This window comes from Pseudomonas sp. SL4(2022), assembly GCF_026625725.1.
Taxonomy (GTDB): domain Bacteria; phylum Pseudomonadota; class Gammaproteobacteria; order Pseudomonadales; family Pseudomonadaceae; genus Aquipseudomonas.
Genome location: NZ_CP113060.1, coordinates 1260388 through 1272615 on the forward strand (window position 1 = coordinate 1260388; position 12228 = coordinate 1272615).

Here is a 12228-nt window from a genome sequence, read left to right on the forward strand (position 1 = left end):
GGCAACAGTTGTGTCGATGGGATGTGATTTGTAAATGGGCGGCGGGATAAGATTGGACCGCGGTGTATCACACCCTCCGGTACGGGCCGCAAGATAGACGCACATCAAGGGGATGTTGTTTAGCATAAAGCCATAAACATCTACAAAATGCGTTAAGCAGCCATACGTATAAACCACTTGCACGTTAACCAACAGGGAATTTGTTGAATGCGCTTACTCAAAGGGATGCTCTGCTCAGCTGCACTTTTAACGACCTTCATCCTGCCTACGCTCGTCGAAGCGGCTGCCGCTCAACCCACTGCACGTGGGAACTATGCATTGATCTATAACGGCGCAGGTGCAGACCCCGACAGCACAGAGGCGATTGCCGACATTGCAAGTAAGAGCGGCCTGAAGATCCAGTACGTGAGCAACCTGAACGCATTGCCAACGCTGCTGGATAATGCCCGTGTTTTTATCCTGGGCGGGACGGATGATGATGTGCAGCCATTGCTTGAAGCTTTTACACCCACTACGCGCCAAGCTTTAAAGACATACCTGCAAAACGGCGGAAGGTACTTGGGCGTCTGTGGCGGGGCGTTTTTAGCATCTGCCGGCTGGCATGATGAAGGTGACTTTTTCCCAGCCTTGGGTCTTACCCCTGCAGAATCTGATGCGCATGACGAAGACTTTGCGCCCAAGATTTACCCCATCACCTGGCTGGGCGAAACGCGCCGTATGTACTATCAGGCAGGGCCCGAATTTACGCTGCAGCCAGACGCTGAGTTCACCCAGATTATCGCTCGCTATCAAAACGGCCAGCCAGCAGCGCTCGTGAACGCCTACGGTCACGGCAAAGTGGCCGTTTCAGGCCCGCACCCCGAAGCGCCCAGCAGTTGGAAAAGCGAGGCGTTTAACGGCCACACGATGCAAGACAACACCCATTTGGCTGAAGCGTTACTGAAAGCACTGCTTTCAGATCAGCCCGTATCAATCGATCAGCGTTAGCCGGCTAGGGTGAACAGCCGTATTGCAACGCGTCAGCATGCAAAATGGCTGAACACCAGAACGTGGGTTCCTGCGGCATCAGTAGCCATGGGCTCAACACCTAAACGCCGCACGCTTAACCCTCTAAACGGCCTACCCCATGAACCGTCGCAAGAAAATCAAACAACTGCTGGAAGCCCATGCAAAAAAGGCCAACGCGAAAAAAGCTCCGAAGAAAAAATCCACCTACATCAGCAAAGCCGACCGCTTAAAACTGGCTGAAGAAGCCAAGCCTGACTCAATCATTACGCCCGAGCCAGCGGTGTCGGATTTAACCGCTCCAAGCGAAGACGCGCCACAGCCATAAACTCAATACGCCGTGATGAACCACAAGGAAGAATGCTCATATGCCAGGCCAATACCCAAAAATAGTCAAACAACTGCTCTTATTCGACGGCCGCTTTGACGCCTGTAAGCTTGAGGCAAAAGGCAGCACCGTTGTATTTACCTCCCCCCCGCCGGAACATTCATCCCACCGCATACCCACACCAATAACCATGGCGTGATTACGCACGGCGAATTGATTTTGGGTATGAATAAGCAAACGATCCGGATTACGTCGGTGACGGGGCATCACGTACCTGCAAACGTTGAGCACTCGGCCTTATTTGAAGTCGAGACCGATGAGATTGAGTTCTGCTTTGTCTAGCGTTCTAGCATCATGCCAACCACCCCTCAAACGCCAAATACCGAAAGAAGGAAAATAGCCTGTAAGGCTCCCGTCTCAACGCAGACATAGATAAATACGCACCTAATTTTATTTTTTACTGGCCAATGCCCTGTGTGACGCATCTGTTTTAGTGTGCCGTTGTTGTACATATTAATTACTAATGCATAAGCACAGAACATGTTTAAGCATAAATACAAACTTGCAGGGTAACTCGAATTGGAACAATCAAACCGCCTTCTTAATATCGACGCGTTGCGGGGATTCGCCCTACTCGGAATTCTTGCGGTGAACATATGGGCTTTCGCCGACCCCTACTACACCACAACACAGTCCAATCCCGTTTATGTATCAGGGGTTGATCAAGCGGTTCGTTTTTCCATCTCGCTGTTTTTTGAAACCAAATTCTACTTATTATTTTCCTTTCTATTTGGCTACAGCTTTACCCTACAAATGGCATCAGCCGAACGGGCTGAACGCGCATTCTTCCCACGAATGCTGCGGCGCCAGAGCGGACTGCTCGCAATCGGTCTAGCGCACGGAGCCTGCCTCTACTACGGCGAGATACTCTCTATCTACGCACTATTAGGGTTGATACTTTTAGCCTGTCGGGGTTTCCCACCTGGTCGTGCGGCGAAGATCGGCGTCGTGTTAGTCGTGACCATGGGCGTGCTATGGATACTGCTCGGGATCGCTGCAATGACTCAGGCCGCAGTGATGGACGCAGACCTCACCAGTGCCAACGCGAAACGGGCTGCATTCACTGGTGACGCGATGGCGACGCTTAACTACCACGCAACTCACTTGCTGGAGACGATTGCGACCCTGTTTATGCTGCAGGGTCCAAGTGCAATGGCCATGTTTTTCTTTGGCCTCGCGGCAGGCCGTATCCGTTTTTTCGAGAATCCGGCTCTATACAACATGCACACACAGCGGATCTTTCTGGTTGCTTTGCCAATTGGAATCGTCGGAGCACTCACTTACGCGCTGGCAACAACCTACGCTCCCGGCGGTGCCTATGAAATCATCGCCTTCGGGCTCGGTCAGTTGACGGCACCTTTACTCACAGCGTCCTACGTAGTGGCAGCAGTCATGCTGTTCCGGACAAAGCCAGGGCAGCGTATTGAGCAAGCACTTGCCCCCATGGGGAAAATGGCGCTAACGAACTATCTTGGGCAATCCCTACTCCTTGGCATCCTGTTTACCGGATACGGGTTTGGACTGATTGATCGACTCTCGCCGTTAATCGTTCTTGTGATTGTGCCTTTTGTTTTCGCCATTCAGTTGCTATTCAGCCGCTGGTGGTTGAAACATCATTTATATGGGCCAGGAGAATGGGTGCTGCGCGCAATAACCATTGCGGCGATTCCTGCTTGGCGACGCAATTGAAATACCGCCGAATACTCGGTTAAAGCGGTGGAGGCGACACGCCGCCGATGAACCGGATCAATATTGTCCGTTCAGACCAAGTCGTTTCTGCGGCAAGGCCATTTCAACCATGATCCCTAATAAGTTGCCGGGAACACGCATATCCGAACATGGCCACAACGCGCACACCCGATAAGCCCAAGCCAAACCGCAGCGCCTTCAGGGCCAGACGCGTTAATACGCTGGCGCTGCTTTGCCTGCTCGGCCTGCTACTGCCGTGGCTCTCGAATCTTCTCGCGGGGTCCGCAGGTGCGCTGGCCTGGTTGATCGACCTGGTCAGCCATTGGCAGTGGCTGTTCTTGCTCGGGTTAGTGGTGTTTGCCGGACTGGCCTGTTGCCGTGATAAGCGCTGGGCCGTGTTGTTGTTGGCGCTGCCGCTGCCCTGGCTGACGGCATCCGCACCAGCACCGGCTGGCGATCCGCAGGCCCAGGTATTTGCCGTGGCCAGTGCCAATGTTCATCTAGATAGCCGCAACACTCAGGCATTGGCCGCCTGGCTGGCCCAGGAAGAGCCGGATGTGGTGGTGTTGTTGGAGGTTTCCCCGGCCTATGCGCAAGGCTTGCACGCCCTCGGCGATTACCCCTATCAACACATCGTTGCCCAGGACAACCCCTTTGGTATCGCCGTACTGTCGCGCCATCCGCTGCAGCAGGTAGAGGTGATCGAAGATGCGCAGGGCATTGCCCATATCGAGGCGCAGCTGCAGTGGCACGGCCAGCCGATCGGGATTATCGCTCTGCACCCCATGCCGCCGCTTTCGCCGCAGTATCACAGCGTGCGTAACACCAAGTTGGCAGCCCTGGCCAAGCAAGCTGCAGCCCGCGCCGTACCGACGGTATTAGCTGGCGACCTGAATGCCACGCCTTGGTCGTCGGCCTTCAGCGGGCTGGCGCAATTGGGTTTGCGCCGCGCCAGCGGTTTGGCCGCGACCTGGCCGGCCGTTTTGCAGGGCGTGGTCGGGTTGCCTATCGACCAGGTGCTGGTCACGCAACATTGGGCGGTCGTGTCGCGCCAAGTAGGCCCACAGTTGGGCTCGGATCATTTGCCGGTGCTGGTTCGCCTGGTGCAGACGCTAGAGAAATAAAGGCGACAGGTTTACCTTGCCTAATCGCCTGCAGCCACACAGCAATCCAATCCAATCATTGAGGGACCAGCATGATCACCTGTCATATCCGCTATGTGCTCGACCCGCGCAAACTCAAGGAATTCGAGCATTACGGCAAGCTGTGGATTGCCCTGGTGGCGAAGTTTGGCGGTACGCATCACGGTTACTTTCTGCCCTCCGAAGGTGCCAACACTATCGGCCTGGCGATGTTCAGCTTCCCCAGCCTGGCGGCGTACGAGCAATACCGGCTCAAGTCCTTTGCCGACGCCGAGTGCCTGGCGGCCTTTAACTATGCGGAAGAGACCCAGTGCATCATCAGCTACGAGCGCACCTTTTTCCGCCCGGTTTTTGATGCCTGACTGAACCTTAATTGCCGAGTTAAGCGCCATGTCTCAACTAGCCCATTTCCAGTTACTGGCCCGCTATAACGCATGGATGAATGACAAGCTCTACGCCGCTGCCGGCAAGCTGTCGCCGCAGGCGCTGAGTGAGGATCGCGGGGCGTTTTTCCCGTCCATCCTCGGCACGCTGAACCATATTGCGGTGGGCGATATCATCTGGCTCAAGCGCTTTGCCGAGCACCCGGCGTGTGCTGAGTTGCGCAAGGCAATGGACGATCTGCAACAGCCCGTCGCGCTAGATCAGCTGTTGTTCGACACGCTCGCCTCGTTGCAGACATTGCGCAGCCGACTGGATGGGCATATCAGCGACTGGGTAGCGGCGCTGACCGAGCCGGACCTGGAGCATGGGCTGGCCTACGGCAATATGAAGGGCGTGCCCGCGCATCGCCCTTACGCCAGCCTGATGCTGCACTTCTTCAATCACCAGACTCATCATCGCGGCCAGGCCAGCACCTTACTGTTCCAGGCCGGGCAGGATATCGGCATGACCGATTTACTGGCGCTGATTGCCGACGTGGCGCCGCGCTAATGCGCTCAACAAATCGCCAGAGCCAAGACAACCGATGAAGCCACTCGCCCTGCTGCTCCCGCGCATCGTCTTTCACCGGGCGGCGCAGACGCAGCCAGGTGCTTGTTTGCCTGCGGCCACGGCGTCAGCGGTGTGGGCCAGAACCCTGGAAATACAGGGAGAAATGCAACGCTCGCGGGCAGGCCATTCGCCTGGAGTGAATCTGCTGCGTTATATGCAGTGGGATTGCGCGCTGTACCGCGCTCTGCAGGAGCAAGGCATTGGCCAGCAGCAGGCCGGCGAGTGGATTGAGCAGATCAACTGGCAGATCTTCGCCCCGGCCAGCGCCCTGGCGCTCAAGGTGTCGCGCCTGCGCAGCCGCCGCTTGCCGGCACGCATCAAGTGGCTGCTCGATACGCTATTCAGCCTGGTGTTTACCCGCCCTTTCCGCCGCACAAACCTGCCCGCCGCCGCTGGCGTGGCCTTTGATGTGCAGGTGTGTCCGCTGGCCAGTTACCTGCGTGAGCAGGGTGCGCCGGAGCTGACCCACTTTGCCGCGTGCAGTCTGGATTACCGCATGGCCAAGGATTGGGGCGTAAGCCTGCAACGCACGCAGACCCTCGCCGGCGGTGCCGCACACTGCGATTTCCGTTTTAGCGTGCCACGTGAGTAATTGCACAGACTTACCCACCCACTTGCATTCGACCTGACCAGTCATTTGCATTGGATTTGACCGGCAGCTGGCAGAGAACAACCACTGCTGCCGGTCGCGACAGGCAACAACCGGCCAACAGCGGTCAGTCGTATGCGTCTAGAGAAACTGGGACGATTCACTGGAACATCTTTGCGGCTGATCATTAATTTCATTAATAGAAATAGTAAAGTTCAAAAGTCATCTATTCTTGCAACCAACTAAGACTGAGAGAATTTCCTCACTGCCGATAACGGCACCCTACCTGAGGAACTCATCATGCATAACCTTCATCGAAAGCACCGACTCTTCGCCACGGCCTTGCTGTTCGGCAGCCTCGTAAACCTCGGCAGCGGCCAGTCTTTTGCGGCCGACGGCAGTGAACGCCTGCAGCACACCCCGTCTCATACCAGCGTCAATAAACTGCAAAAACTGGCCGAAGATGGCAGCGAACGCAGCCGCAGCTACTGGCTTGAACGTCATATTGATGTGGCTGAAGGTGGTGCCGACCGCGTACAACTGATACACAAAGCCTGAGCCTGGCCAACCACAAGCCCCTGAGCGGAAATCCGCTCAGGGGCTTTTTATTTGTGGGATCAATTTCAGGTCTGAAACGACAGCCCTCTATCCGCAAGCACTGATGGACGATCTGCTAGCCCGCGCACGACCGGGCCTGCTCCCCAGCATAATCCGTGATCCGCTCATTCGGACAAGAACACCTGCCAGTGCAACAGCTGTATCAGCCGGCTAAGCCACTCCGGATGTTCGACCAGTGCTGCTGGCAAACGGTTTGGCTGGGTAGCCATCTGCAGCAGCTCACAGCTAACCGCATCGAGCGGCTCGGTGCGCAGCAGTAACCCATGTCGCCAGACCAGTACATTTTCCTCCGGCCAGTTCTGGGCGGTAGGTGCTGGTGTGCCCCCTTGCTGACTGGTCCACAAAAGGTACAGCGGATGATCCGAGCGCAGCAGTGTCACCGAGGGATGCCAGCGCAGGGGCTGCCCGATTCTGTCGGTTAGGATCACCAAGTCCATCTCCGCAATACTTAGCACAGGCGTATCTGGCGCATGGAAGGCACACAGTCGGGCCCATTCCAGACGGGCGATGTCGGTCAGATAGTTCAGCTCGCTCAGCGGCTGGAATCGGGCGATAAAGCCCGCCAGCTCGGCACCATACTCATGCAGCGCGGCCGAGCGTGGCGGATGCTGTTGGATAAACACCGCCGCCAGTGCGGTGAAATAGTCCGGTCCCAGTAACCGCGCCAACACTGGAAATCCCTGACGCAGTGCCTCAGTGCGCGAAGCTCTGACGTTGTTGCGGTAAATGGCAAAACGCTGGGCAAATGCACCTTCACCACACTCGCCCAAATGCAGTGGCACGGCATCGGCGTTATGTATTGCCTGGGAAAATTCTTCCATTGCAATGGGAGTCATGCGGGTGTCTCCCGGGAGGCACAGGGCGGCATATAGGGGCTTTGCTGCAGCGATCTGGCGCAATCGACTTCGGCAGCCAGAGTATTCCAGGCAGGCAGTTCGCGGTCCCACTCGATCAGGCTGGGGCGCGGACCGGCCAGCAGCAGCCACTGCACATACAAGACCCAGGTGTCGTCGGCCACCGCACTGGCGTGATCGTCGATCAGCAGTGTGCTATCGCCAATCGGCATGCGAGTGTGACCAGCCAGGTGCAGCTCCCCTACCCGTTCAGCCGGCAAGGCTTTGAGGTAGGTGTCCGGACTGCCGCCGCAGTTGTGGCAGCTGACCAGCAGGTTATTCAGATCCAGCAGCAGGCCGCAGTCGGTATCCCGGCAAAGCTGGCGGAGAAACTCCACTTCGCTCATGTCGGACTCTTCCAGACGCAGGTAAACGGCCGGATTCTCAATCAGGATCGTGCGCCCCAGCGCCTCCTGCACCTGCTGTATCCGCGCGCTCACCCGCTGCAGCGTGGCGGCGTTGTAGGCCAGCGGCAGCAGATCGCCCAGGTACTGGCCGGCATGCCCGGACCAGGCCAGGTGCTCGGACACCAGCTGCGGTTCGTAACGCTCGCACAGCCAGCACAGGCGTTGTAGATGCTCAGCATCCAGCGGGTCAACACCGCCCAGCGAGAGACCCACGCCATGCACCGACAGCGGCAGATGCCGGCGCAACTCGGCGAGCTGGGCATGCAGCAGGCCGCCCTCGCCGAAATAGTTTTCCGCATGCACCTCGATAAAGTCGACGCGCCCCGGGTTGGCCAGCAGGGCATCGAAATGCACCGGCTTGAACGCCACACCAGCACCGCCACGGAGCGCGAGACTGCTCATGGATCAGGGCCTCTGCACGGGCTCGAGCGAACCTTTGCCGAACGGGGTTTCGATCTCTACGCAGGTGCCTGCCGGAACCAACTTCCAGGCGTTGCCCTGATAGTCGATCTTCGAGGTGCCCGCGCAGGAGGTGCCGGGGCCGGCGGCGCAGTCGTTCTGCCCGGCCAGCGAGATGCCGTAGCATTTTTCCTTGCCGGCATTGACCGGGGCATCGGCTGCGCTGGCCGACTGGGTGGCGGCGAGCAAGGCACTGGCCAGTGACAGGGCCAGACAGGTGTTGAGCGTTTGCATGAGGTACTCCTCAGAGAAGGTCAGTTCTGTAGACGGGCTAGCGCCCGCTGCACGGCGGGCCGGGCACTGATTCGGTCGACCCAGGCACGGACATGGGGGAATTGGTTCAGGTCGACGCCGGCATAGTCGGCAATGCGCAGCCAGCCGAAGTGCATGATGTCGGCGATCGAGTAGCTGCTGCCGGCGAGCCAGGGCACCTCGGCCAGACGCTCGTCCAGCAGCGCAGTCAGGCGCAGCGACTCGTTGCGGTAACGCTCGATGGCCAGCGGTACCGGCTCGGGTGCCGAGCGCAGGAACCAGCCGGCTTGGCCGAACATCGGCCCGACACTGGCCACCTGCAGGAACAGGTATTCCATGGCGCGTTGGAACTCACGCGGGTCCTGCGGCAACAGCGCGCCGTGCTTCTGCGCCAGGTACAGCAGGATGGCGCCGGATTCGGCCAGGTTGAGCGGCTGAGCGCCGGGACCGTCGAGGTCGACCAGCACAGGAATCCGCCCATTGGGATTGAGTGCCAGAAATGCCGGGCGCTTCTGCTCGCCCTGGCTGAGATTGACCTTGATCAGGCGATAGTCGACACCCAGCTCTTCCAGGGCGATCGGCACCTTGAGACCGTTGGGAGTATTGGCGCTGTAGAGTTCAATCATTGCGGTGCCCTCAGGCATTGCTCCGGGTCGGCATGACCCGCGCAAGGGTTCTGGCTGTTGCCGTGGCGACGTCGCCACGGACGTTGCAGCCCATGGTCGAGGCTCAGACGACCGCCGCCGTGCCCGATCAGCAGCAGCAAGGCCACCGCCCAGGTGCCGTGGGTCGCCCAGGCATCGGGGTAGACCAAGAGCTGAATAACCAGCGTCATGCCCAGCAGGCCGGCAGCCGCCAGGCGGGTGCCCAGCCCGAGCAGCAACAGGATCGGCAACAGATGTTCGGCAAAGGCAGCGAGCCCGGCGGCCAGCGCCGGATCGATCAGCGGCAGGCGGTATTCCTCCTGGAACAGATAGAGCGTCGACTCCTTAAGCTGCCAATCCTCGACCTTGGTCCGGCCGGATTGCCAGAACACCGCCCCTGGGGTAATGCGGGCCAGCAGCAACAGGGCATCACGGCCTAGCGCCTGCCAACGTGCGGATACGGTTTGGACAGTCATGTCATGTCTCCGGAAAGCCCCTGCCGGCGGCAATCGCCAACAGGGGCAGCAGGGTTACAGGCTGCTCGGGGCCTTGTCCTTGATGGACGGCCAGTTGGCGTCGGCCTTGGCGATGTTGCCCGGCACGTCCTCGGACCACTTTTTGAACACGTCCGCATTGACGTTCAGGTACAGCTTGCCGTCGACCACCTTGTACTGGCTCGGGTCGACGTCGAGCTTCTTGCCCAGCGCCGCGCCCATGGCACAGAAACCGCCGTACTGCGGCACGTAGTGCGCGGCGTCGCTCTGGAAGGTCTTCATGTTCTCGGCCGAAGCGAAGTAGTAGGTGGCACCTTCATGCTTCACGGCGAAACGCTTGTCGCCCATGGCCGGCTTACCCTGGAAATAGGACACCGGGTCGTAACCCTTGAGGATCACCTGGCCGGCTTCTACGTTGATCGAGGACGTAGAGGCCTCGTCGTAGGCGAAGCTGCTGGTGGCGGTCAACAGCGCGGCTCCGCCAGCGGCCAGCGCAACAGACAGGGAGGTGGCAATAAAGGAGTTCTTCAGGTTCATCGTGGTCTTCCTTACTGGATCAGTTGAACAGTGGGTAAACGTCAGAACCCGTTGAGTCCGACGTGAGCGCACTGTAAAAACTCACAGAAAGAACAAGAACAACCCAAGTTGACAAAGCTCTATTGCAGAATCTGCAATTAACCGCGCAGACTGTGTCCTCACTTTAGGAGGCCGACATGGATCGTTTTCAGGAAATGCAGGTGTTTCTGGCAGTTGCCGAGGAACAGGGGTTTGCTGCGGCGGCCCGCCGTCTGAACATGTCGCCGCCCAGCGTGACCCGCGCCGTGGCCGCACTGGAAGAACGCATCGGCACCCTGCTACTGAACCGCACCACCCGCAGCGTGAACATCACCGAGGCCGGCCAGCGCTATGCCGAGGACTGCCGACGCATACTCGCCGAACTGGAAGAGGCCGAAGAATCCGCCGCCGGCAGCCACGCCATGCCCCGGGGCCAACTGACGCTCACGGCGCCCGTGCTGTTTGGCGAGCTGTTTGTCACCCCGTTGCTGGTCGACTTCCTGGAACAGCATCCGGCCTTACAGATTCGTGCGATGCTGGTAGACCGGGTGGTGAGCATGGTCGATGAAGGTATCGATGTGGCCGTGCGCATCGGCAACCTGCCGGACAGCGGCCTGAATGCCGTGCGCGTCGGTGAAGTGCGCCGGGTGATCTGCGCCTCTCCGGCGTTTCTCGATGCCCATGGCCGGCCGACTCATCCTGAACAATTGCAGCAGTTGCAGGTGGTGGCCTCGGCCAGCAGCCCGCTGCTCAGCGATTGGCAGTTCGAGGACAACGGCAGCCCGCTCAGCGTGCGCCTGCAACCAAGGCTGGTGGTTACCGCCAACCAGGCGGCCATCAATGCCGCCGTATTGGGCTGGGGCCTGACCCGGGTGCTGAGTTATCAGGTGGCGTCCAAAGTGGCCAGCGGCGAGCTGGAAATCGTTCTGCAGGACTTCGAGCAGCAGCCGCTGCCCGTGCACGTGGTGTATCAGGGGGGGCGCAAGGTGGCCGCCAAGGTGCGCGCCTTCGTCGACTTCTGCGAACAGCGCCTGAGCCAGGACCCGGCGCTCAATCCGAACCGGCAGAACTGAGCCATGGACCGCCAGCAACAGATGCAGGTATTCCTCGCGGTCAGCCAGACCCTGAGTCTGGCCGCCGCCGCACGCCAGCTGGAACTCTCCGCGCCGACCGTGACCCGCGCCATCGACGCCCTGGAAGCCCGGCTGAACCTGGCGCTGCTGCAACGCAGCACTCGCGGCGTGCTGCTCACCGAAGCGGGTGAGCGCTTTGCCGCCGACTGCCAGCGCATTCTTGCCGAGGTCCAGGAGGCCGAAGCCTCGGCCAGCGGCCTGCACAGTCAGCCGCGCGGGCATCTGACGGTCAGCGCGCCCCTGCTGTTTGGCCAGGAGCTGATGCCGGCCATCCTCCTTGATTACCTGCAGCAGTATCCCGAGGTGCAGCTGTATGTGCGCTATCTGGACCGCCAGCCGAACCTGCACGAGGAAGGCGTGGATGTGGCGATCCTCGCCGGCGCCCTGCCCGATTCCTCACTGTTTGCCCTCAAGGCCGGGCAGATCCGCCGTGTGGTTTGTGCCAGCCCGGCCTACCTCAGCAGGCGTGGCACCCCGCAACACCCCAATGAACTGGGGGATCATCAGATTATCCATTCCAGCGCCGATGCACGGCTGACCGAGTGGCGCTTTCAGGTCGACGGCGTCATACGCCACTACCCGCTGCGCCCCCGGCTGAGCTGCAGCACCAATCAGGCGGCGATTCGCGCGGCCTGCGCCGATGGCGGGTTGACCCGTTGCATGAGCTATCAGGTGCATGAACGCCTGCAACGCGGCGAGCTGGTCGAGGTGCTGCAGGGGTTCGGTTTGCCTGAGCTGCCCGTACACGTGGTCTACCGTGAAGGCCGGCGCGCCGCCGCGCGGGTGCGTAGCTTTGTCGATTTTGCGGTGAGTCGTTTGCGCGAGCACCCGGCGCTGGCCTGACCAACGCGTTCATTTCATTTCTCGCAACAATGGATTGCCTATTCTGGCGATTCTGCGACTCAGCTCTATGACTCAGTATGGCTCCCACAGCACGGCACACCCGGTGCCGCTGTTTCACCCAGCC

16 protein-coding genes are annotated in these 12228 nt (G+C 59.5%); 10 read left to right on the top strand and 6 right to left on the bottom strand.

Annotated features, from left to right (window positions below; translation table 11 throughout):
• Positions 1-207: 207 nt before the first annotated feature.
• The 8 genes from OU997_RS06040 to OU997_RS06075 all read left to right on the top strand — a co-directional run bounded on the left by OU997_RS06040 (position 208) and on the right by OU997_RS06075 (position 6364).
• Complete coding sequence (locus tag OU997_RS06040) at positions 208-987, top strand: BPL-N domain-containing protein (RefSeq protein ID WP_108488631.1); 780 nt, start codon at positions 208-210, stop codon at positions 985-987.
• A gap of 139 nt (positions 988-1126) precedes the next feature.
• Positions 1127-1333 (top strand): DUF2986 domain-containing protein, encoded by a 207-nt coding sequence (locus tag OU997_RS06045; RefSeq protein ID WP_267809410.1) that lies wholly within the window; start codon positions 1127-1129, stop codon positions 1331-1333.
• A 579-nt stretch (positions 1334-1912) separates the two neighbouring features.
• Positions 1913-3082 carry a DUF418 domain-containing protein gene (locus OU997_RS06050; protein WP_267809411.1) on the top strand — a complete coding sequence of 390 codons (1170 nt, stop codon included), beginning with the start codon at positions 1913-1915 and terminating at the stop codon, positions 3080-3082.
• Between the two features lie 149 nt (positions 3083-3231).
• The gene (locus OU997_RS06055; RefSeq protein ID WP_267809412.1) at positions 3232-4206 is read left to right on the top strand and encodes an endonuclease/exonuclease/phosphatase family protein; all 975 of its coding nucleotides are present in this window, start codon (positions 3232-3234) and stop codon (positions 4204-4206) included.
• A gap of 71 nt (positions 4207-4277) precedes the next feature.
• Positions 4278-4586, top strand: coding sequence for an NIPSNAP family protein (locus OU997_RS06060; protein ID WP_267809413.1), 309 nt, complete (start codon positions 4278-4280; stop codon positions 4584-4586).
• A 28-nt stretch (positions 4587-4614) separates the two neighbouring features.
• Positions 4615-5157, top strand: coding sequence for a DinB family protein (locus OU997_RS06065; RefSeq protein ID WP_267809414.1), 543 nt, complete (start codon positions 4615-4617; stop codon positions 5155-5157).
• A 34-nt stretch (positions 5158-5191) separates the two neighbouring features.
• The gene (locus OU997_RS06070; protein WP_267809415.1) at positions 5192-5809 is read left to right on the top strand and encodes an L-2-amino-thiazoline-4-carboxylic acid hydrolase; all 618 of its coding nucleotides are present in this window, start codon (positions 5192-5194) and stop codon (positions 5807-5809) included.
• A 297-nt stretch (positions 5810-6106) separates the two neighbouring features.
• Complete coding sequence (locus tag OU997_RS06075) at positions 6107-6364, top strand: hypothetical protein (protein WP_267809416.1); 258 nt, start codon at positions 6107-6109, stop codon at positions 6362-6364.
• Positions 6365-6528: 164 nt separating this feature from the next.
• On the opposite strand, the gene OU997_RS06080 is transcribed toward OU997_RS06075, so the two are convergent.
• From OU997_RS06080 to OU997_RS06105, 6 genes are read right to left on the bottom strand one after another with little or no spacing between them, the layout of a single operon-like run.
• Positions 6529-7260, bottom strand: coding sequence for a DNA-binding domain-containing protein (locus OU997_RS06080; protein ID WP_267809417.1), 732 nt, complete (start codon positions 7258-7260; stop codon positions 6529-6531).
• A complete protein-coding gene (locus OU997_RS06085) occupies positions 7257-8126 on the bottom strand; it encodes a DUF692 domain-containing protein (protein WP_267809418.1) in 870 nt (289 codons plus the stop codon). Before OU997_RS06085 ends, OU997_RS06080 begins: the two co-directional genes overlap by 4 nt.
• 3 nt (positions 8127-8129) lie before the next feature.
• Complete coding sequence (locus OU997_RS06090; protein ID WP_184685165.1) at positions 8130-8417, bottom strand: DUF2282 domain-containing protein; 288 nt, start codon at positions 8415-8417, stop codon at positions 8130-8132.
• A 20-nt stretch (positions 8418-8437) separates the two neighbouring features.
• Entirely contained in the window at positions 8438-9061 is a 624-nt protein-coding gene (locus tag OU997_RS06095) for a glutathione S-transferase family protein (protein ID WP_267809419.1), read from the bottom strand.
• Entirely contained in the window at positions 9058-9555 is a 498-nt protein-coding gene (locus OU997_RS06100) for a DoxX family membrane protein (protein ID WP_267809420.1), read from the bottom strand. Before OU997_RS06100 ends, OU997_RS06095 begins: the two co-directional genes overlap by 4 nt.
• Positions 9556-9609: 54 nt before the next feature.
• A complete protein-coding gene (locus tag OU997_RS06105) occupies positions 9610-10110 on the bottom strand; it encodes a YHS domain-containing (seleno)protein (RefSeq protein WP_267809421.1) in 501 nt (166 codons plus the stop codon).
• A gap of 176 nt (positions 10111-10286) precedes the next feature.
• Here OU997_RS06105 and OU997_RS06110 point away from each other — a divergent pair, with 176 nt between their 5' ends.
• Positions 10287-11201, top strand: coding sequence for a LysR family transcriptional regulator (locus tag OU997_RS06110; protein WP_267809422.1), 915 nt, complete (start codon positions 10287-10289; stop codon positions 11199-11201).
• Between the two features lie 3 nt (positions 11202-11204).
• Positions 11205-12104, top strand: a complete 900-nt coding sequence (locus OU997_RS06115) for a LysR substrate-binding domain-containing protein (RefSeq protein ID WP_267809423.1) — start codon at positions 11205-11207, stop codon at positions 12102-12104.
• The last annotated feature ends 124 nt before the right edge of the window (positions 12105-12228 follow it).

Bases quoted from the DNA above. Each gene is read 5' to 3' on its own strand.
- OU997_RS06040 (WP_108488631.1), top strand. From the start codon at position 208: ATGCGCTTACTCAAAGGGATGCTCTGCTCAGCTGCACTTTTAACGACC.
- OU997_RS06045 (WP_267809410.1), top strand. From the start codon at position 1,127: ATGAACCGTCGCAAGAAAATCAAACAACTGCTGGAAGCCCATGCAAAA.
- OU997_RS06055 (WP_267809412.1), top strand. From the start codon at position 3,232: ATGGCCACAACGCGCACACCCGATAAGCCCAAGCCAAACCGCAGCGCC.
- OU997_RS06060 (WP_267809413.1), top strand. From the start codon at position 4,278: ATGATCACCTGTCATATCCGCTATGTGCTCGACCCGCGCAAACTCAAG.
- OU997_RS06065 (WP_267809414.1), top strand. From the start codon at position 4,615: ATGTCTCAACTAGCCCATTTCCAGTTACTGGCCCGCTATAACGCATGG.
- OU997_RS06070 (WP_267809415.1), top strand. From the start codon at position 5,192: ATGAAGCCACTCGCCCTGCTGCTCCCGCGCATCGTCTTTCACCGGGCG.
- OU997_RS06075 (WP_267809416.1), top strand. From the start codon at position 6,107: ATGCATAACCTTCATCGAAAGCACCGACTCTTCGCCACGGCCTTGCTG.
- OU997_RS06080 (WP_267809417.1), bottom strand. From the start codon at position 7,260: ATGACTCCCATTGCAATGGAAGAATTTTCCCAGGCAATACATAACGCC.
- OU997_RS06085 (WP_267809418.1), bottom strand. From the start codon at position 8,126: ATGAGCAGTCTCGCGCTCCGTGGCGGTGCTGGTGTGGCGTTCAAGCCG.
- OU997_RS06090 (WP_184685165.1), bottom strand. From the start codon at position 8,417: ATGCAAACGCTCAACACCTGTCTGGCCCTGTCACTGGCCAGTGCCTTG.
- OU997_RS06095 (WP_267809419.1), bottom strand. From the start codon at position 9,061: ATGATTGAACTCTACAGCGCCAATACTCCCAACGGTCTCAAGGTGCCG.
- OU997_RS06100 (WP_267809420.1), bottom strand. From the start codon at position 9,555: ATGACTGTCCAAACCGTATCCGCACGTTGGCAGGCGCTAGGCCGTGAT.
- OU997_RS06105 (WP_267809421.1), bottom strand. From the start codon at position 10,110: ATGAACCTGAAGAACTCCTTTATTGCCACCTCCCTGTCTGTTGCGCTG.
- OU997_RS06110 (WP_267809422.1), top strand. From the start codon at position 10,287: ATGGATCGTTTTCAGGAAATGCAGGTGTTTCTGGCAGTTGCCGAGGAA.
- OU997_RS06115 (WP_267809423.1), top strand. From the start codon at position 11,205: ATGGACCGCCAGCAACAGATGCAGGTATTCCTCGCGGTCAGCCAGACC.